Origin of the sequence: Caloramator sp. (assembly GCF_020054765.1) — a bacterium.
Taxonomy (GTDB): Bacteria; Bacillota; Clostridia; order Clostridiales; family Caloramatoraceae; genus Thermobrachium; species Thermobrachium proteoclasticum.
In genome coordinates, this window is sequence record NZ_JAIHAO010000039.1 from 1 (window position 1) to 17,738 (window position 17,738).

The 17,738-nt window shown below is 32.5% G+C and carries 23 protein-coding genes and 1 pseudogene; 6 read left to right on the top strand and 18 right to left on the bottom strand.

All coding sequences use genetic code 11. The features are described from left to right. Positions 1 to 301: 301 nt before the first annotated feature. From deoD to JG776_RS10265, 3 genes are all read right to left on the bottom strand, one after another. Positions 302 to 1,000, bottom strand: a complete 699-nt coding sequence (gene deoD, locus JG776_RS10255) for a purine-nucleoside phosphorylase (protein ID WP_291967194.1) — start codon at positions 998 to 1,000, stop codon at positions 302 to 304. A gap of 187 nt (positions 1,001 to 1,187) precedes the next feature. Next, a complete protein-coding gene (locus JG776_RS10260) occupies positions 1,188 to 1,397 on the bottom strand; it encodes a heavy-metal-associated domain-containing protein (protein ID WP_291967196.1) in 210 nt (69 codons plus the stop codon). Positions 1,398 to 1,435: 38 nt separating this feature from the next. Beyond that, complete coding sequence (locus tag JG776_RS10265) at positions 1,436 to 2,119, bottom strand: metallophosphoesterase (RefSeq protein ID WP_291967198.1); 684 nt, start codon at positions 2,117 to 2,119, stop codon at positions 1,436 to 1,438. A 79-nt stretch (positions 2,120 to 2,198) separates the two neighbouring features. Between JG776_RS10265 and JG776_RS10270 the strand changes: the two genes are divergently transcribed. Genes JG776_RS10270 through JG776_RS10280 form a run of 3 tightly spaced genes read left to right on the top strand, consistent with a single transcriptional unit; the run spans position 2,199 to position 4,404 of the window. Beyond that, positions 2,199 to 3,359, top strand: a complete 1,161-nt coding sequence (locus JG776_RS10270; protein WP_291967200.1) for a flagellar hook-length control protein FliK — start codon at positions 2,199 to 2,201, stop codon at positions 3,357 to 3,359. Then, positions 3,356 to 3,622, top strand: a complete 267-nt coding sequence (locus tag JG776_RS10275; RefSeq protein WP_291967202.1) for an EscU/YscU/HrcU family type III secretion system export apparatus switch protein — start codon at positions 3,356 to 3,358, stop codon at positions 3,620 to 3,622. Before JG776_RS10270 ends, JG776_RS10275 begins: the two co-directional genes overlap by 4 nt. Before the next feature lie 5 nt (positions 3,623 to 3,627). Further along, the gene (locus tag JG776_RS10280) at positions 3,628 to 4,404 is read left to right on the top strand and encodes a DUF2225 domain-containing protein (RefSeq protein WP_291967204.1); all 777 of its coding nucleotides are present in this window, start codon (positions 3,628 to 3,630) and stop codon (positions 4,402 to 4,404) included. Positions 4,405 to 4,419: 15 nt separating this feature from the next. On the opposite strand, the gene JG776_RS10285 is transcribed toward JG776_RS10280, so the two are convergent. After that, positions 4,420 to 4,911, bottom strand: coding sequence for a thioredoxin family protein (locus JG776_RS10285; RefSeq protein WP_291967206.1), 492 nt, complete (start codon positions 4,909 to 4,911; stop codon positions 4,420 to 4,422). 68 nt (positions 4,912 to 4,979) lie between these two features. Between JG776_RS10285 and JG776_RS10290 the strand changes: the two genes are divergently transcribed. Further along, positions 4,980 to 5,798, top strand: a complete 819-nt coding sequence (locus JG776_RS10290) for an RMD1 family protein (RefSeq protein ID WP_291967208.1) — start codon at positions 4,980 to 4,982, stop codon at positions 5,796 to 5,798. Between the two features lie 37 nt (positions 5,799 to 5,835). Here the strand turns inward: JG776_RS10290 and JG776_RS10295 are convergent, their stop codons facing one another. The 4 genes from JG776_RS10295 to JG776_RS10305 all read right to left on the bottom strand — a co-directional run bounded on the left by JG776_RS10295 (position 5,836) and on the right by JG776_RS10305 (position 9,195). Next, positions 5,836 to 6,114, bottom strand: coding sequence for a DUF4190 domain-containing protein (locus JG776_RS10295; protein WP_291967211.1), 279 nt, complete (start codon positions 6,112 to 6,114; stop codon positions 5,836 to 5,838). 225 nt (positions 6,115 to 6,339) lie between these two features. Continuing rightward, positions 6,340 to 6,612, bottom strand: a complete 273-nt coding sequence (locus tag JG776_RS10300; protein WP_291967213.1) for a DUF4190 domain-containing protein — start codon at positions 6,610 to 6,612, stop codon at positions 6,340 to 6,342. 130 nt (positions 6,613 to 6,742) lie between these two features. Then, positions 6,743 to 7,426, bottom strand: a complete 684-nt coding sequence (locus JG776_RS12445; protein WP_366934202.1) for a DsrE/DsrF/DrsH-like family protein — start codon at positions 7,424 to 7,426, stop codon at positions 6,743 to 6,745. A gap of 38 nt (positions 7,427 to 7,464) precedes the next feature. After that, complete coding sequence (locus JG776_RS10305; protein ID WP_366934203.1) at positions 7,465 to 9,195, bottom strand: FAD-dependent oxidoreductase; 1,731 nt, start codon at positions 9,193 to 9,195, stop codon at positions 7,465 to 7,467. A gap of 179 nt (positions 9,196 to 9,374) precedes the next feature. Between JG776_RS10305 and JG776_RS10310 the strand changes: the two genes are divergently transcribed. Together JG776_RS10310 and JG776_RS10315 are read left to right on the top strand one after the other, a co-directional pair. Beyond that, positions 9,375 to 9,524, top strand: coding sequence for a hypothetical protein (locus tag JG776_RS10310; protein WP_291967215.1), 150 nt, complete (start codon positions 9,375 to 9,377; stop codon positions 9,522 to 9,524). A gap of 76 nt (positions 9,525 to 9,600) precedes the next feature. After that, positions 9,601 to 10,260 (top strand): HAD family phosphatase, encoded by a 660-nt coding sequence (locus tag JG776_RS10315; RefSeq protein ID WP_291967217.1) that lies wholly within the window; start codon positions 9,601 to 9,603, stop codon positions 10,258 to 10,260. Positions 10,261 to 10,688: 428 nt separating this feature from the next. Here the strand turns inward: JG776_RS10315 and JG776_RS10320 are convergent, their stop codons facing one another. The 10 genes and pseudogenes from JG776_RS10320 to JG776_RS10365 all read right to left on the bottom strand — a co-directional run. Further along, positions 10,689 to 11,018, bottom strand: coding sequence for a DUF1904 domain-containing protein (locus JG776_RS10320; protein WP_291967219.1), 330 nt, complete (start codon positions 11,016 to 11,018; stop codon positions 10,689 to 10,691). 10 nt (positions 11,019 to 11,028) lie between these two features. After that, positions 11,029 to 12,183 (bottom strand): SAM-dependent methyltransferase, encoded by a 1,155-nt coding sequence (locus tag JG776_RS10325; protein ID WP_291967220.1) that lies wholly within the window; start codon positions 12,181 to 12,183, stop codon positions 11,029 to 11,031. A 64-nt stretch (positions 12,184 to 12,247) separates the two neighbouring features. Continuing rightward, on the bottom strand, positions 12,248 to 12,655 hold the full coding sequence (locus tag JG776_RS10330) for a twitching motility protein PilT (protein WP_291967222.1): 408 nt from the start codon (positions 12,653 to 12,655) through the stop codon (positions 12,248 to 12,250). Positions 12,656 to 12,832: 177 nt separating this feature from the next. After that, the gene (locus JG776_RS10335; protein WP_291967224.1) at positions 12,833 to 13,213 is read right to left on the bottom strand and encodes a universal stress protein UspA; all 381 of its coding nucleotides are present in this window, start codon (positions 13,211 to 13,213) and stop codon (positions 12,833 to 12,835) included. A gap of 99 nt (positions 13,214 to 13,312) precedes the next feature. Then, positions 13,313 to 13,687, bottom strand: a complete 375-nt coding sequence (locus tag JG776_RS10340; RefSeq protein ID WP_291967226.1) for a L,D-transpeptidase — start codon at positions 13,685 to 13,687, stop codon at positions 13,313 to 13,315. Between the two features lie 146 nt (positions 13,688 to 13,833). Continuing rightward, complete coding sequence (locus JG776_RS10345) at positions 13,834 to 14,487, bottom strand: hypothetical protein (RefSeq protein ID WP_291967227.1); 654 nt, start codon at positions 14,485 to 14,487, stop codon at positions 13,834 to 13,836. Between the two features lie 165 nt (positions 14,488 to 14,652). After that, positions 14,653 to 15,843 (bottom strand): thiolase domain-containing protein, encoded by a 1,191-nt coding sequence (locus tag JG776_RS10350; protein ID WP_291967229.1) that lies wholly within the window; start codon positions 15,841 to 15,843, stop codon positions 14,653 to 14,655. Positions 15,844 to 15,934: 91 nt separating this feature from the next. Continuing rightward, positions 15,935 to 16,675 (bottom strand): 3-oxoacyl-[acyl-carrier-protein] reductase, encoded by a 741-nt coding sequence (fabG, locus tag JG776_RS10355; protein WP_291967231.1) that lies wholly within the window; start codon positions 16,673 to 16,675, stop codon positions 15,935 to 15,937. A 426-nt stretch (positions 16,676 to 17,101) separates the two neighbouring features. Next, positions 17,102 to 17,518, bottom strand: a complete 417-nt coding sequence (locus JG776_RS10360) for a MaoC family dehydratase (RefSeq protein ID WP_291967233.1) — start codon at positions 17,516 to 17,518, stop codon at positions 17,102 to 17,104. 52 nt (positions 17,519 to 17,570) lie between these two features. Continuing rightward, positions 17,571 to 17,738, bottom strand: a pseudogene (locus JG776_RS10365) (electron transfer flavoprotein subunit alpha/FixB family protein); the annotation flags it as partial.

Below are 17,738 nucleotides of genomic sequence, written 5' to 3' on the forward strand. Positions count from 1 at the left end.
AAAAAGTTATATATTGATTAGCCCCATGAAGGATTTCTTGGGCATCGATTCATTTCGCTAAGCAATTCTAAGCTTTTCTTTGTTTGAAAAAGTCCTACCATCGGGATGCCATCGTCCTGATGGCCGCTCGACTCGGCACATCCTGTGCCGAATTACGGACTTTTTCAAAGTCGAAAAGCAATAATTGCTAAAGCTCATGAAATATGCCCTTTTGAAATCCATTCATGGAGCTTTTTCATATTTTAGCTAACAAACAGGTTTGTCAACAATCTAAAAAAAATCCGCCATAGGCGGATTTTTTTCAGGCTAAATTTAATGCTATTTCCATCATCTTTGTAAATGTAGTTTGTCTTTCTTGTGCTGTTGTTTCTTCTCCTGTAATTACGTGGTCTGAAACTGTTAAAATAGTTAATGCATTTACTCCATATTTTGCTGCAAGAGTGTATAGTGCAGTTGTCTCCATTTCAACTGCTAAAACACCATACTTTGCCCAAATCTTATAGAATTCTCTATCATCGTGATAGAAGGAGTCTTCTGTTAATATATTTCCTACCTTAATATCTATGCCATTATTCTTTGAGTATTCGTAAGCCCTATATAGAAGATCAAAGCTTGCTGCAGGAGCATAGTCTAATCCATTAAAGTTAATTCTATTTATGTTTGAAGTTGTACAGGATGTCATAGCTAATATTATATCTCTAACCTTTATGTTTTCATTTATTGCACCGCAAGTTCCTATTCTTATTAAATTCTTTACTCCATAGGAATTGATTAATTCGTTTACATATATAGATATTGATGGAACTCCCATACCTGTTCCTTGAACTGAAACTCTCTTGCCTTTATAGTATCCTGTAAAACCATACATTCCTCTTACTTCATTGTAGCATTCAACATTTTCTAAAAAGTTTTCTGCTATAAACTTTGCTCTTAGAGGATCACCAGGTAATAGAACTGTTTCTGCTATTTGACCTTCCTTTGCACCAATATGTACGCTCATATTATTCCTCCTATCTTTAATAAATTTTGTATTAATTTTCTAAATATTATACAAATTATTCTAAAGAGAGTCTAATCTTTATATTATCACAACTCTCCTACTAACTCAATATTTTTTCTAATAATTCAAAATTTAATGGTAAGAAATAGTATAGAACCACGCCACATGTAAGCGACGTGGTATAATACTAATCATCTACCTTAAATCCCTTTTTCTCAACTGTATATTTAATTTTATCCTTTATAACTTGATTTTCATCAAAGTAAACATTAACTGTACCCTCTTGGTAGTCAACATCAACATCCTGTATCCCTCTTATTCCTGTTATTATGCTTACTATCTCTTTAGCTGTAGTTTCATTATGCATAGATGGTACTTTAAAAGAATACTCCTTCATTATATGCACCTCCTACTTATTATTTTTCCCAAAAGCCACTATAAAATCCTAACAGGATTAAAATCTATTATGTCACAGGAGGTACATATATATTCTATTCCATCTATAATACCATTTTCACATATATATCTTGCATCGTAATGTATGTGGCCATACACAACCTTTTCAACCCCATATTCCTTTAAAACATCTACAAACTCTTGGTTAACTGCAATCTTTGTAACTGGAGGATAGTGCATCATAACTATAAACTTTTCATATCCTGCTTTTTTTGCACTATCAAGGGACATTTTAAGTCTTAGAAGTTCCCTCTTATGTACCTTTATATCGTGTTCATCATCTGTATTTTCTAAGTTTATCCATCCTCTTGTTCCAGATATTGCGTATTCATTGTAAGGAAAGTGGGTGTTTTGTATAAAATACATATCTTCAAATAATGAGTTTATCTTTGTAATGGAGGTCCACCAATAGTCGTGGTTGCCTTTTATAAATACCTTTTTGCCATTTAGACTATGTATAAACTCAAGATCTTTATATGCTTCCTCAAGTTTCATTGCCCAAGATATATCACCTGCAATTAAAACAACATCATCTTCCTTTATCTTATGTTGCCAGTTTTCCTTTATTTTTAAATGATGTTCTCTCCACAAATCTCCAAACACATCCATTGGTTTATTCGTCGATAAGGATAAATGTAAATCTGATATCGCATATAGTGCCAAATTATCACTTCCCAATTTTATTTTTTATTTTGATATTTAAGTTTATTATATTTTTCCGATAACTTAATAGGTGATTTTTATGAAGATAGAAGCTTTAGAAAAATTATTAAACAACTACTCAAATAATAACAAAAAACTATATGAAGGTTCAACAATTAACGCAAAAATAATTGCCCTCGAAGATAATAAAGGTGCAATTAAACTCTATGATGGTACTATTATTCCAGCAATATTTGTTTCTCAAGATATTGAAAAGGGCAATCAGTTTTTAAAATTTAAAATAGAAAAAATAGAAGAAAACCAAGTAATTTTAAGATTAATTGGTGATACTAAAGAAAAAAACTCATATTCTAACCTAAAATCAATTTCAGATAATCTATCAATCCCCTTTAATAGGGCTAAAGAAATAGTAAATTCCCTTATTAAATTTAACCTACCTGCCACAGATAAAAACATATTAACTCTTTTTAATTCTTTAAAATCCTTAGAAGCACTTAAAACATTAAAGGATGAAGACATAATAAATATATTTAAAAACTTTTTAAACCTTGAAATATCTGAGGAAAACCTATCTTTTGTTAAAAATCTAATTCACGACCTTGAAAACATCGACATAGATTTTTTAACCTTCTTACTTGAAAACAAAATTGATATATCTATAAAAAACCTTTTAAACACAAAAAAGTTTTTAAATGAAAGTAACTTTATAAATTTCATAATACAGAAGTTTAATAAAAACCATTCATTGAATAAAGTCTATACTTTAGAAAATATATCAGAGGAAGTTTTAAAAAACATTGAAATATTAAAAAACAATACTGATTTTATTGAAAAATTTGATATAATTAATTTGTTAAGTAAAAATTATAATTTTTATTTCTTAAACACAAATGTAAATAACAATATATATAAAAACAGCATAATAATAAAAAACAAATATAAATCTAAAAAGGTAATAGATATTAACGATGTAAAATTATATATAAAGGTTGATACTGAAAATATAGGAACAATAGAAAACTATATACACAAACATAATGATAATATTATTATAAATATTAAATGTGATAGAAAATATATAGATTATATTAAAGCAAACTTAAAAATTTTAAAAGAGTCACTAAACCAAATTGGACTTAATTTAATAAACTCATCAGTTGAAGAAATAAAAACACCTCATAAAGATATTATAAACTTCTTTAATGATTTTATAATTAATGAACTGGATGTGAAGGTATGAAAAGGAAAAAGGCAGTGGCACTTAAATATAATAAGGACTATAAGGCACCTGTTGTAACGGCTATTGGTTTTGGTGAAATTGCAGAGAGAATTTTAAACAAAGCAAAGGAAAATGACATACCTATTGTAGAGGATACAGTCTTAGTTGATAAATTAAGTAAAGTTGAACCTTCTTCTCCTATACCTGAAGAGCTTTATGAGGCAGTTGCAAGAATCATAGCATTTATATACAGCTTAGATGAAAAATATAAAAATAAGGAGTGATTCATATGTCAGATATTTTTTCAGGTCTTGAGGATTTAGGATTTAAAAATGTAAAGCTTAATATTTTTGAAAAGGAAGAAGAAAATAAAAGGGAAGTTGAAATAAAAAATAAAACTGTAGATACATTTTTATACGAAAAAACAATCCTCTGTCCCGTTTGTAGTACAGAATTTAAGTCAAAGGCTTTAAGAAATGGAAAAACAAGACGAGTTGGAAGCGATACTGACCTAATGCCAATATATCAGGGACCTAATCCTCTTTTTTATGATGTTCATATATGTCCAAGCTGTGGATATAGTGCCCTAAATCAATATTTCGAAAAGGTAAAACAAGAGCAGGCCCTTTTAATTAAGTCAGTAATTACTCCAAAGTTTAGACCTAAAAATTATCCTGAAGTTTATGACGAAAATATTGCCATTGAAAGGTATAAACTTGCTCTTTTAAATGCGGTTGTGAAAAAGGCTAAAAGTAGTGAAAAGGCATTTATTTGTTTAAAAATTGCTTGGATGTATAGACTGTTACAAAATAACAGTGAGGAAAGAAAATTTTTAGAACAGGCCTACGTGGGGTTTAAGGAATCCTTTGAAACGGAGGCCTTCCCAATCTGCAGTATGGACAATTACACACTTTCATATTTAATAGGTGAACTTGCAAGAAGGCTTGGAGATAATGATGAAGCACTGCTTTGGTTTAGCAAAGTCATTGTTACACCGGGTGTAAACCCAAGATTAAAGGAAATGGCAAGGGATCAAAAGGATTTAATAAAAGAAAGTGCCTTGTAAACAGGGCACTTTTCTTTATAAGTTATTAATAATGTTTATAACTTCATTTTCCATCATTTCAAAGTACATTCCTTCCCTATACTCTGCTATTTTCCTCTTTATATCATCTTCAGTAAGACCAATTAAACTTCTTTTAAAACTCTCTGGGAATTCTATAATCATTCCTCTTAAGGAGTTATCTTTATTTATAAAAATTGCTGTTGGAATTTTTGCCTCACCTGTCAACTCTCTTAAAAATTCTTCATTTCCCTGCCTTTTAATTATTTTTACATCAATCCCCAATTTTGTACATAAAAACTCAATAAATGGGAATAATACTAAACAATCAGGACAGTAGTCCTCGGAAAATAGCAAAATATTAAAATCCCTATTAACCTCTAAAAATGCTTCATTTAAATTTTTTAAGTTATTTACTCTACTTAAAAACTCCCTATGATTTTGGTATTTTTGTTCATCATAAAAGCTTAAATACTCCTCTACCGAAAAGCCCTTAATTTCATTAAACATAATTTCACCACCACACTTTTTAACCATATTATAAACCAAAAATCAACACTATAATAGGGGTTATAAATATGAATTATGAGTTTAAAGCAAGTTTTATTAGTAATGAGATAAACCTTTATAAAATTGCAAATCACTTTGGTATAAACAAAAAATTTAAATGGGAAGAACCCTTGATTTTAGATGACAGAAATCTAAAAGGAATCATACCTCATCCAAACAACAAATATGTATATATATTCCACTTTGGATGTATTGTTTCTGCAAATCTTGCCTTCCACGAACTTAGAGATGTAATTGAATATCTAAAACGCATAGATATTACCCTTAAGAACAATACTCCTTTTAATTACATTGAAGATTTTAAGGTAATACTCGACAGCAGAGTAAAAGATGTAGAATTAAACTACGACTCAGTAAAAGTAAATTATTTTAAACCATATTATATGGAGATTATTGCGACTATACTTGCAAAATCCGTAGCATTAAAAAAAATCGAAGTAGATATTGATAACCTTCTTGATGAAATTGAAAACATAATAGAATATTTAGACCACGGAAAGCTACATCTTAGTGATAACCAGCTTGCAAAAATGTCTTCAAAGGTACTTCGTTTTAAATACAACACCATATCATACATTATGCTTCTTGATAAACCTGATATTGCTTGGAAGCTTGAAGATGCTGAAGAGTTTTTTATGAATCTTTCAGAACTATTTGAGCTAAAGGATAGATATGAAAAAATCAGACACAAAACAGAGGTTTTGCTTGATATAACTGAAGTATTCACAAGCCTAACCCACGCTAAAAGAGGTACAAAACTTGAATGGATGGTTATTATATTGTTTATAGTTGAAATCGTTATGTCTATAATAGAAAAAATATTATAAAATGCCACCAAAAACTTGGTGGCATTTTATTTAAATATCAAATTTGTGACATTGCACCAATTAGAGCACCACAAGCAATCATTCCTAAAACTATTAAAGCTAAAGCAACAATATTCATAACTACCCCTGCATTAGCCATTCCCATTCCACCCAGCTCCTGTGGGTTCTCTCTAATTCTATTCTTTGCATTTATCCCAAGAATTAAACCAACAACAGCTGTTACTATTGCCAACCAACCCAGTATAGGGAAAAATAACATTACAAGTGATACTATGCCAAGCACCATTGATGCTGTTGCAAATCCATCATTTTTCATAGAAAAATCCCCCTTTATTTAAAATACACTACATTATATTAATGAGAGATTTTTTTTATACAAGAATTTTATCTAATATTTAATAGTTTTAACTTTTATAATACTGAAAATATGCATACTACAATCCATTAATTAACAGTATCATTATTAAATTCAATTTATAATAACCAATTTTATGTTTTTTAAAAAAATAGGCACCCATAAAGGTGCCCGAAATATTTTGAATTAGGATAGTGCACTCATAAATGCTGAGCAAGCTATTAAAGTTAGAAGTTCTAATACAAGTGTTATAATATTTAATACTAATCCAGCAGTAGCTATTCCACTTCCACCAAGTTCCTGTGGATTAGCCTTAATTCTGTTCTTACCAACAACTGCAAGAATAAGACCTACAACACCTGTAACAATAGCTAACCATCCTAATCCTGGAATAAAAGAAAAAATTAGGGCTAAAATACCAAGTACCAATGAAGCAACCGCACAACCGTCATTTTTCATAGTCATTCCTCCTTTAAAAAAATTTCAAATGCAGTAAATTATATTTATTCACAATGTTAAATATTCCAAAAAAAAAAAAAAAAATTACATCCAAGTTTATTTTTTTACTTGGATGTAATTTTTTAATCATTTATATAAATAGGTTTACGTTAGATTGCTCTGCTTCACCAAGGTATGCTGCTACTCCACCAATTTCTACACCGTCTATTAGCTCTTCTTTCTTTATTCCCATAACATCCATTGACATTGAGCAGGCAACAAGCTTTACTCCGTTTGCCTTTGCTTGTTCTATTAGCTCCTCAAGGGATGAGATGTTCTTCTTCTTCATTATGCCACGAATCATCTTTGCACCAATTCCACCCATATTCATCTTAGATAGTGCAAGCTTTTTGCTTCCTCTTGGCATCATCTTAGCAAACATCTTTTCTATAAATGTCTTATTAACCTTAACTGCTGTATCCTTTCTTAAAATATTTAATCCCCAGAAGGTAAAGAACATTGTAACAGGTCTTCCCATTGCTGCTGCACCATTTGCTATTATGAAGGAAGCAATAGCCTTATCAAGGTCGCCACTAAATACAACCATTGTCTTACCTTGTGGTAGTTCTACATTTACAGGATGTGCCTTGCTCTCTTCTTTTTTACCCTTCATAACATAGGCAACATAGTCACAGCAAGTCTTTTCAACTCCAATTAGAGTGTTGCCTGTTCTTTCACACCAAGCCTTTATATCTGTTGTAAATCCTGAATCAGTTACATGTATTTCAAGAACGTCGCCTTCATTAATTCTTTCTATTTCTTTTTTAACTCTCATTATTGGTCCTGGACATTGAAGGCCACAGGCATCAACCTTTATTGTATTTCCACTTGGCTTAACTTCCTTTTTTCCTCCATAGGTTCAAATCTTGTCATCTCATCATTTAGCTTTAGTCCTTCACCATATTTCATATTATATGCAAGAACCAAATCGTATCCACCACTTAAATTGTATACATCATAGCCCTTTTGAGCAAGTATCCTATATGCAACATATCCTCTTAAACCAATCTTACAGTAAACTATAATCTTTTTATCCTTTGGAATTTCATTTATTCTCTTTCTTAATTCATCTACTGGAATATTTACTGCACCTTCTAAATGTCCACCTTCATATTCAACGTCTGTTCTTACGTCAACTATGAAGTATTCATCTTTATTTATATCTTTTAGTTCATCAGCGTGTATAATCTTCATATCTCCCTTTAATATATTTGCTGCTGTAAATCCAGCCATATTCACTGGATCCTTTGCTGATGAATAAGGTGGTGCATATGCAAGTTCAAGCTCCTCTAAATCGTATACTGTCATTCCAGCTCTTATTGCTGTTGCAATAACATCTATTCTCTTATCTACGCCATCTCTACCTACAATTTGTGCACCAAGTATCTTACCATCCTCTGGTGAGAATAATATTTTTATTGTCATAACAAAGGCTCCTGGATAGTATCCTGCGTGGGAACCTGAATGTGTGTATGACTTAACATAAGGAATACCTTGTCTTTTTAATATCTTTTCATTGTTTCCTGTTGATGCTGCTGTTAAATCAAACACCTTTATAATTGATGTTCCTTGTGTTCCCTTATATACACTTTCTCTACCACAAATATTATCTGCTGCTATTCTACCCTGCTTGTTTGCTGGGCCTGCAAGTGGAATTAGTGTGTTTGCACCATTTATATAGTCTTCAACTTCAATTGCATCTCCAACAGCATAAATATATGGATCTGATGTTCTCATATGTGCGTCAACTTTAATTCCACCACGTTCTCCAATTTCAAGCCCTGCTTCCTTTGCCAGCTTAGTTTCTGGTCTTACCCCTATCGCCATTACAACCATATCAGCATTTAATTTTTTACCACTCTTTAAAGTAAGTTCTAATCCATTGTTCTTTTCAAACTTTTCAACGGCATCTCCTACTATTAGTTTTACACCGTTGTCTATCATATGCTTTTCAATCATCTTTGCCATTTCAAAATCAAGTGGTCCCATAACTTGGTCAGCAGCTTCAACTAAAGTAACATCTACTCCAATGTGCTTTAGGTTTTCTGCCATTTCTATACCTACATATCCACCACCAATTACAACTGCCTTATTTGGCTTATTCTTTGTAACGTGTTCCTTTATTCTATCTACATCCTCCATATTTCTTAGAGTATAGATTCCATCTAAATTTACACCCTCAATTGGTGGTACAAAAGGTGCTGCACCTGGTGATAGAATTAAGTAATCATATTTTTCTCTGTAGGTCTTACCATTTGAAACAACTTCAACTTCCTTTGTGTCTCTGAATATCTTTGTAACTTCACTATGAGTTCTAACATCGATATTAAATCTTTGTTCCATTCCCTCTTCTGTTTGAACAAGAAGGTTTTGTCTCTCCTTTATAGTCTCACCAATGTAATATGGAAGACCACAGTTTGCAAAGGAGATATATCCTCCTCTTTCAAACATTATAATTTCTATATTTTCGTCAAGTCTTCTAAGTCTTGCTGCTGCACTGGCACCGCCTGCAACTCCACCTACTATCAAAACTCTCTTTGACATATTATCCTCTCCTTAACTTTGTTATAAACTTCACTAAATTAATCACTATATTGCAATACTATAATTTTATAATATTACAAGTTTCGTCAAATGTCAATATACCCTGCAAGGGTAACAAAAATTTTATAATTATATTATTTGCAGTTTTTGAAAAAATAATTATAAGGAGGTGTTTTAGGATGACCAAAATTGCAGTTGACAGCAACCTCAAGAGTATAAAGGACGCACTCGAAAAAAATGGTATTAATTTTACAGTAATACCTAATAAGAATGCAGGTCAAATAAAACCCTCTGACTTTGATATACTGATTATATCTGACGAAAATTAGTAAGGCGTGCCCTATGCACGCCTTATATGTTATAATTGATATTAGTTTATTGCGACAAATTTTGCGAGGTGATTTTATGCTAAGGGATGTAAAGGCAGTTATTTTTGATATGGATGGAACAATAATAGATTCTATGTGGGTTTGGAAGGAAGTTGATGTTGAGTTTTTAAAAAGGAGAAATATTGAGCTTCCTGAGGACCTCCAAAGAGCAATTGAGGGACTTAGCTTTACAGAAACTGCAGTCTATTTTAAAGAAAGATTTAATTTAAAGGAAAGTATAGAAGAAATAATGAATGAGTGGATGGATATGGTAGACCACTATTATAGGAACATAATTCAGGCTAAAAAAGGAGTACATAAGTTTCTTAAATATCTCAAGGAAAATGGATATCTAATTGGTATGGCAACCAGCAACAATCGTCAGCTTGTTGAGGCTGTTTTATCAAGAAATAACATACTTCAATATTTTGATGTGATAGTTACAACCTGTGAAGTACCAAGGGATAAATCCTTCCCTGATGTATTTTTAGAAACATCAAAGCAATTAAATGTTTCTCCTCAAGAGTGTATAGTTTTTGAGGATACAGTTCCCGCAGTTCGCGGTGCTCGTGCTGCAGGTATGAAGGTCGTAGGGGTGTATGATGAGAATGGAACTTGTACACCTGATGAACTCAAGGAGATAACAGATCATTTAATTGAAGATTTTGAGGACATAGTTGAGGAATTAAAAAGATAAGCATTGTTGATCTAAATTTTTTTATTAATTTAAGATTAATTACAAACAAATAAAGTAGAGGCTTGATTATCAATTAAGTTCAGATTGTTGACAAACCTAATTGTTAGCTAAAGTATGAAAAAGCCCCATGAAAGGATTTCAATTGGCTCTTTCATGAGCTTTAGCAATTCTTAGGTTTTCGACTTTGAAAAAGTCCGTAATTCGGTACAGGACGTGCCGAGCCAAGCAGCCATCAGGACGATGGCATCGCGAGGGTAGGACTTTTTCAAACAAAGAAAAGCTTAGAATTGCTTAAGTCGTAGAACGAATGCCCAAGAAATCCTTCATGGGGCTAAGCAATATATAACTTTTTTAACAGCCTGAGACTTAATTATCAATTAAGCTTTAACTCAAACTTATAGAAGTTGTAGCTTCTTATGCCCATTAAGTTAAAAATGCTCTCCATTTTCGTAGTATCTCTTCTCTTTATATTTCACAAAAACAACATCTACAGTCTCTGCACCTGTTGCTTCCTTTACCTTTTCTGTTATTTCCTTTGCAACCTTATCCTGAACTTCACTTCCTCTGTCAAACCAAGCAACCTCTATAAATGGATACATCTTTACCTCTTCTCCATCAAATATAAAATCGGAATTTACAACCTCTAAAACAAAATAATCCCTTGGGCATCCTATAATCTCCTGAAGATTATCTACCAAATCTTTACTTATTGTCTTTACTGTTTCCTTTTCTACTCCCTTAAACCTTAAGTGTGGCATAATATCCCTCCTAAATGTGTATGTACCTTTCAAGATATGGTTTTATATTGAATTTTTCTTTTATTGCCCTGTATTCATTTATTGCCTTTATGTTTTTATCTGAAACCTTTACTGCTCTAATAAGTAGGTTCTTTGGTGTTTCAAGAGGTGAAATATACTCCACAACCGAAACCCTATATCCTTGAGTTTCAAGGAGTAGTGCTCTTACACCATCTGTTAAAATATCTGAAAATCTTGCCCTAAACACACCGTGTTTTATAATTGAGTTAAACTCATCAAACCTATACTGTTCAAGAAGTTCTCTATGACAGCAGGGCACACACATTATGGCCCTTGCATTTACATTTACTGCAGTTCCAAGTGCCATATCCGTTGCAATATCACAGGCGTGAAGGCTAATTACTATATCAATTCTTCTATCTGGTATATATTCGTTTAAATCCATACATAAAAACTGCATATTTTTATAGTTTAACCTCTTTGCAATTTCCTTTGATACCTTTATTACATTCTCTGACCTATCTATTCCTATAAAATAACAGTTCTTCTTTTTAACTTCCTTAATGTAGTAGTTTAATACAAAGGTTAGGTAGGACTTTCCACAGGCACAGTCTAAAACGTTTATAGTATCTACATCACCAAGTTCTTCTATCATAGAGTCAACAAGTTCAACAAAATGATCTATTTGATTATACTTTCTAATCATATCATTCTTTACTTTTCCGTCTTTAGTAAGTATTCCAATCTCCTTTAGAAGCTCATCTGCCTCTCCTACCCTTATTAAATAATTTCTATTTAATAGAGTGGATTTTGTAAATGCGTGCTCATCATTTTTCTCTTCTTTGCTATCCACCTGCTTGGTTTTAACATTTTTATTATCTGCATTTAATATAAACCTTTTACCTCTTTCATTTATAACAAACTCAAGTTCATCATATTTTTGAGCTTGTTCTGCTATGTAGCTTGGTATATCATCTATTTTAATCTTTTCATCCTTACCATTGAAGTTTACCTTTTCCTCCTCTATGTCTATAACTCCAAAATAATCCTTTGTACCTGATTTAAACCTAAAGGTAACATCATTTATAAAGTCTTTATTTTCCTTTAACCTTGATGTCATTCCCCAGAGCATAAACTTTATCTTGTCGCATATTCCTTTGTTCATCTTTCTTCCTCCCTTTTGTTTTGCATCCTAATTATAGCAAAAAAATAAAGGGAGAAAACTCCCCTTATACAGCCATATATTCAACATTTAGGCCTTCCTGTGCTACATTTTCACATTTTGCTCCAACAACAAACTTTATTGAATTATTCTCAGCAAACTTTTTGGCATCAGCAAAGAAGCGTACAATATCATCATTTGATATTATCGCATTAAGGTTGTCTATAAATATTGCTTCTATATCGTAATCTTCGGAGATCATACCATAGAGGAAGCCTATGAAGCTATCATAAGAGGAAATGGGGAACTCTGAAATATTTACAAGACGGATTTTTGAACTTAATTGATACATGCCTTCAGAAGAGTTGCTAACATAAACAATGTGACCCTTTGCATCCTGAACAAGTTCATTAGCCATTGAGATTAATTTTTTGGTCTTTCCGGCTCCTTTGTCACCGGTTAATACGTGAACCATTTTAATCACCCCATTTTTTTTATTTACCCTTTAATATAAGGATACTATATTCTGAAAATTTTTGCAATTGAATTAAGTCTTTTTTTAGCCTATTTTTATTCTTATCCAAGAAAAATTTTTTATACAATCAAACTTTTTTTATGCTCAAAAAATAAGTTCCACTTAAATAAGTGGAACCTATGAAACCAAATAAAAATTAACATCCTCCATATTTTTTCTGAGGCTATCTACAACGCTATCCTCTTCATACCCCTTTGGAGGTTCTCCTAAGATTATATGCCCAACTTCATATTCTTCAGCAAATTTAGTTATAGCACCGCATACATCGTTTGATCTTAAAACTGTCATATCTGCTCCAACTAATTTTGAAATACCATATAGATATTCTATCGCATCCGCTTGCTTACTATTGCCTAAAAAATTTTCATCCTCCCTTGCCACGTGAACAACGTGTAATTCTCCACCTATTTTATCCCTTAATTCCTTTCCCTTTTTAATTAATCTTTCACAGGTTTTTTGTTGTGTAACACATACCATTATATTTTTATCCTTTTTCACGCAAATTCCCCTTTCTGGGTATATTATATCCAATAATATTATATAATGTTTTACCTCAACACATTACTATTTTAGCAAATTTTAAAGATTAATTCAAAATCAATCTGTGATTATAACCTTTGTTCCTACAGGAACTAATGGAAATAATCTCTCTATATCTTTATTATACATCCTAACACAACCATTTGTAATAGCATAGCCTATTGAGAAAGGATTGTTGGTACCGTGTATTCCATATCCCTTATAAAACCTCATCCACCTTGTCCCAAAAGCACCACCAGGATTTAAAGCCTTATCAATTATCTTAAACTGTCCCTTTGGTGTTGGTGTTGATTTTTTACCTATTGCGATTTTAAAGGAAAAAAACACCTTTTCATTTACAATTAAATATAATCTCCTCTGCTTTAGCCTAATTAGAATATATTTATTTTGAGCCGTCCTTGCTATTCTCTTTTTTATCGGGTTTAAAAACATTCCCATCCCCCCAAAAAGTGCCACCCACGTGAAATGTGACATTATCCATACTTTTCCTATTTTATTATATTATCCTGCTTTATTCTTGTTCCATTATTAACATAATTTTTTATATTTAAAAAAGCCTCCTACAAAAATAGAAGGCTTTAAAATATTCCCTTTGCCCTTTCCTTAACAGCCCTAATTTTACAGTTTACATTAGGACAAACTTTGCAGGAATGGCGTCTTTTTACCTTTTCAAGTTTCTCATCCACACCGTGAACATAGGTTAGGGATTTTGGTGGATGAACTGCGTAGCCCTTGACTGTGTATATGCTATGCCTTTTATCTATGTTAAGCCTATCGATTATATCAGCCTGATATTCGATAGGTATTTCTCCATCACCTGGAGCAACCCTGCAGGTTATACCAAACCCTAAATCATAAAAATAGTTAAATATATATTCATACATCTGGCTGTTATATTCAAATAGGAGTGTACTTGCCATTACATCCAGCATAACAGCATCTACAAATTTATTTTCACTAAATAAAATATCTATTTTATTAGTAATCTTTGAACCTAATGTTATAAGGCAGGGTGCTATACCTCTGCACTCTTTAAAGGACTCAAAATCATACTCCTTTGGTTTTTCTATAAACTTAAAAAATCCAATTGGTTCTATATTATCACAAAGTTCATCTATTAGTCTGTCATATATCATATCCCTATCCTCTCCGCTCGAAGGAAGGTATGCCTCTAAAACCTCAAGGATGTGCTTTTTATCTAAATTCATTTCAAAATTCTTAAATACCTCCATTTAATCACCCCCTTATTCTATTTATTATATTCAAAATACAAAATAAAAAAACCCTCTTCTTAAAATTTATAGAGGATATAAAGAAATTTTATTTTAAAAAGAACCACCCAGATGAGTGTGTTCCATTATATAGAAAATGTCACATTTCACCTGGGTGGCACTTTTTTACTTTATTCTAACAAGGACTGAGGCTATGTTGGTTGCTCCACTTCCCCCTATGTTTAGTGTTAAACCAGCCTTTGCATTTTCTACTTGAAGGCCTATAGCTTCACCTAAGAGCTGTTTTGCAATAAGAACGTGCATTGAAACTCCTGTTGCACCAACTGGATGTCCCTTTGCTTTTAATCCTCCTGATGGGTTAACTGGTAATCTTCCTCCAACATAAACATCTCCATTTTTAATTGCCTCAAAGCCTCTTCCTTCTTCTGCAAGTCCCATAGCTTCATAGATTAAAAGTTCTGTTATTGTAAAACAATCGTGAACCTCCGCTACATTTATATCATTTATTGTCATATTTGCATCCCTTAAAGCCCTTTGAATTGCTGCCTGTGCTGCCTCAAGCTTGTAGTTTGGTCTCTTTCCCTCAACTATTGATAGATAATCTGATGTGTGTGCAAGGGACTTTATTTCAACGACCTTATCCTTCATAGCAAGTGCCCTTTCTGTTGTTGTTAAAACAACTGCAGCTGCGCCATCTGAAACAAGTGAGCAGTCTGAAAGTTTTAATGGATCTGCTATTAAAGGATTCTTCTCCTGTATTGTTCTTACATATTCTCTTTCATATTCAACGTGCATTTGAGCAAGTGGGTTTGCCATAGCGTTTTTATGTGCCTTAACTGTGATGTAGGATAACATATCCCAAAGTTCCTCTTTAGAATAACCATATCTTGCCATATATCCCTTTGCATATTCTGCATAAAGTGCTGGGAAGGAGTATCCCTTTCCACCTTCTTCTGGATAGTAAGATGCCATTGCTAAAACTTCTGTAACCCCTGCAGTTTTTAGAGATGTCATCTTTTCAACGCCAATAACAAGAGCATTTTTTATTCTTCCTGACTCTATTGCAAGCATTGCTTGTTCTATTGCTGTTGATCCTGATGCACAAGCATTTTCAACTCTTGTACAAGGTTTAAATCTTAAATCAGGATGAATTTCAACAGCAAAAGGAGCAATATGTTCCTGTTTGTTAAATCCTCCACCACTGTAGTTTCCTATATATATTGCATCGATGTCCTTAGGTTCAAGCCCTGAATCTTCAATTGCTCTTCTCCCTGCTTCAACAAGAAGGCTATAAATTGTTTCGTTTTCTAATTTCCCTACCTTTGAATGATAAAAACCAATCATTGATACTGCCATAATATACACCCCTTTGTTTAAAATTTATCAGTTTTTTTGTAAAACTATCAGAGGACAGTTAAACTGTCCTCTTAATAGCATATTAAACAAATTATAGTACAATGCCTCCATCTACACTTAAAACAGCACCTGTTATAAAACTTGCCTCATCTGAAGCCAAAAAGGCATACGCATTTGCTATATCCTCTGGCATACCAAGTCTCTTAAGTGGAGCCTTGTCCTTCATCATTTCAAGAACCTTCTCTGGCATCTTTTCTGTCATAGGAGTTAAAATAAACCCTGGAGCTACTGCATTTACTCTAATTCCCTTTTTACCAAGCTCCTTTGCCCAAGTCTTTGTCATTCCTATAACTCCCCATTTAGTTGCTGCATAGTTTGTTTGTCCATAGTTACCATATAGTCCAACAACGGAAGTTGCATTAAGTATTACTCCATTTCCTTGGTCTACCATAACCTTTGCAACAGCCTGACCACAGTTAAATACACCCTTTAGGTTGATGTCAATTACTCTATCCCACTCTGCTTCAGTCATCTTAAGCAATGTATTGTCTGCTGTTATACCTGCATTATTTACAAGGCAGTCTACTTTTCCAAACTTTTCAACAGTTAATCTAACCATTTCATCAACCTCTGCCCTGTTTGTAACATCAACCTTAACTCCTATAACATTCTCGCTTATTGCCTTTAACTCATTTACTGCTGTATCAACTTGTTCCTGATTAATGTCACAAATTACTACACTTGCACCTTCCTTTAAAAACTTTTCAGCTGTCGCCTTTCCTATTCCCCTTGCCGCTCCTGTAATAATTGCAACCTTTCCTTTTAATCTCATAAGTTTACCTCCTAACTAATAAATAACTTTTGTTACTTATTAGTTAGCAACTTTTATGCCAAAAGTTATATAATACGAATAAGCAGTTATTATGTATTATTAAATTTATCCTAAATCTTACAATAGGCCCTTTAGGATGCTTGTTTGATTTATAATAAAACATCATTCTAATATATAACCCAAATATTACGCCTAAAAATGTTAAATTTCTAAAAGTAAACTTATATTTATATTATATATTCTGAAAATTCAAAATAAAAGAGTGCAAAAATTTTTTCTTAGTTTTATCAAATAAACTTATTACATCCGAATAATGTCTATACAGGTTATTATATAAAAAACCCCATAAAGGATTTTGTTTTAAGCTAACTTGCCTAAAAATCCTTTTATGGGGTTTAAAATTAAACAAATAATATTCCATTCAAATCATCTTGGAGGCATAACTGTTGCTATGCCGTCTATTACAACCTTACCCTCTTGATTTATACATTGGGTTCTAAGCTTTATTCTATTCTTTTCATCTATCTTTTCTATAACTTCCGCCTCTGCCCTTATTGTATCCCCTATTCTAACTGGTGCTAAAAATTTAAGCTCTTGACCAAGATATATTGTACCAGGCCCTGGAAGATACATTCCAAGTACAGTTGATATCAATCCTGAAACTAATATACCGTGGGCTATTCTTCCCTTAAACATTCCCTTTTCTGCCTCTAACTGGTCTATGTGTGCAGGGTTTAAATCCCCTGTTATTCCTGCAAATAAATATATATCAGTCTCTGAAATTGTCTTTTCAAAGGATGCCCTATCTCCTATATTTATCTCATTTATAGTTTTGCCCTTCATAAGCTTACCCCCTTTTTTTATATAAAGGTCAACTGCCAAAATGGTCAGCTGCCTACATTACTTCACAGGATTGTCTATAGGCCTTAATCTCCTTAATAAGCTCTGGAACAACCTTATACAGGTCTCCAACTATCCCAAGGTCTGCAACTGCCATAATTGGTGCATCAGAATCCTTATTTATAGCAACTATATATTCACTCTCCTGCATTCCTGCAAGGTG

Excerpts from the sequence above, each read along its gene's own strand:
- JG776_RS10350 (WP_291967229.1), bottom strand. The coding sequence starts at position 15,843 with ATGGCAGTATCAATGATTGGTTTTTATCATTCAAAGGTAGGGAAATTA.
- JG776_RS10305 (WP_366934203.1), bottom strand. The coding sequence starts at position 9,195 with ATGTCAAAGAGAGTTTTGATAGTAGGTGGAGTTGCAGGCGGTGCCAGT.
- JG776_RS10270 (WP_291967200.1), top strand. The coding sequence starts at position 2,199 with ATGAAGATAGAAGCTTTAGAAAAATTATTAAACAACTACTCAAATAAT.
- JG776_RS10340 (WP_291967226.1), bottom strand. The coding sequence starts at position 13,687 with ATGTTTTTAAACCCGATAAAAAAGAGAATAGCAAGGACGGCTCAAAAT.
- JG776_RS10345 (WP_291967227.1), bottom strand. The coding sequence starts at position 14,487 with ATGGAGGTATTTAAGAATTTTGAAATGAATTTAGATAAAAAGCACATC.
- JG776_RS10280 (WP_291967204.1), top strand. The coding sequence starts at position 3,628 with ATGTCAGATATTTTTTCAGGTCTTGAGGATTTAGGATTTAAAAATGTA.
- JG776_RS10360 (WP_291967233.1), bottom strand. The coding sequence starts at position 17,518 with ATGAAGGGCAAAACTATAAATGAGATAAATATAGGAGATAGGGCATCC.
- JG776_RS10330 (WP_291967222.1), bottom strand. The coding sequence starts at position 12,655 with ATGGTTCACGTATTAACCGGTGACAAAGGAGCCGGAAAGACCAAAAAA.
- JG776_RS10260 (WP_291967196.1), bottom strand. The coding sequence starts at position 1,397 with ATGAAGGAGTATTCTTTTAAAGTACCATCTATGCATAATGAAACTACA.
- deoD (WP_291967194.1), bottom strand. The coding sequence starts at position 1,000 with ATGAGCGTACATATTGGTGCAAAGGAAGGTCAAATAGCAGAAACAGTT.
- JG776_RS10275 (WP_291967202.1), top strand. The coding sequence starts at position 3,356 with ATGAAAAGGAAAAAGGCAGTGGCACTTAAATATAATAAGGACTATAAG.
- fabG (WP_291967231.1), bottom strand. The coding sequence starts at position 16,675 with ATGAGATTAAAAGGAAAGGTTGCAATTATTACAGGAGCGGCAAGGGGA.
- JG776_RS10290 (WP_291967208.1), top strand. The coding sequence starts at position 4,980 with ATGAATTATGAGTTTAAAGCAAGTTTTATTAGTAATGAGATAAACCTT.
- JG776_RS10315 (WP_291967217.1), top strand. The coding sequence starts at position 9,601 with ATGCTAAGGGATGTAAAGGCAGTTATTTTTGATATGGATGGAACAATA.
- JG776_RS10310 (WP_291967215.1), top strand. The coding sequence starts at position 9,375 with ATGACCAAAATTGCAGTTGACAGCAACCTCAAGAGTATAAAGGACGCA.
- JG776_RS12445 (WP_366934202.1), bottom strand. The coding sequence starts at position 7,426 with ATGAGAGTTAAAAAAGAAATAGAAAGAATTAATGAAGGCGACGTTCTT.
- JG776_RS10300 (WP_291967213.1), bottom strand. The coding sequence starts at position 6,612 with ATGAAAAATGACGGTTGTGCGGTTGCTTCATTGGTACTTGGTATTTTA.
- JG776_RS10320 (WP_291967219.1), bottom strand. The coding sequence starts at position 11,018 with ATGCCACACTTAAGGTTTAAGGGAGTAGAAAAGGAAACAGTAAAGACA.
- JG776_RS10325 (WP_291967220.1), bottom strand. The coding sequence starts at position 12,183 with ATGAACAAAGGAATATGCGACAAGATAAAGTTTATGCTCTGGGGAATG.
- JG776_RS10295 (WP_291967211.1), bottom strand. The coding sequence starts at position 6,114 with ATGAAAAATGATGGATTTGCAACAGCATCAATGGTGCTTGGCATAGTA.
- JG776_RS10285 (WP_291967206.1), bottom strand. The coding sequence starts at position 4,911 with ATGTTTAATGAAATTAAGGGCTTTTCGGTAGAGGAGTATTTAAGCTTT.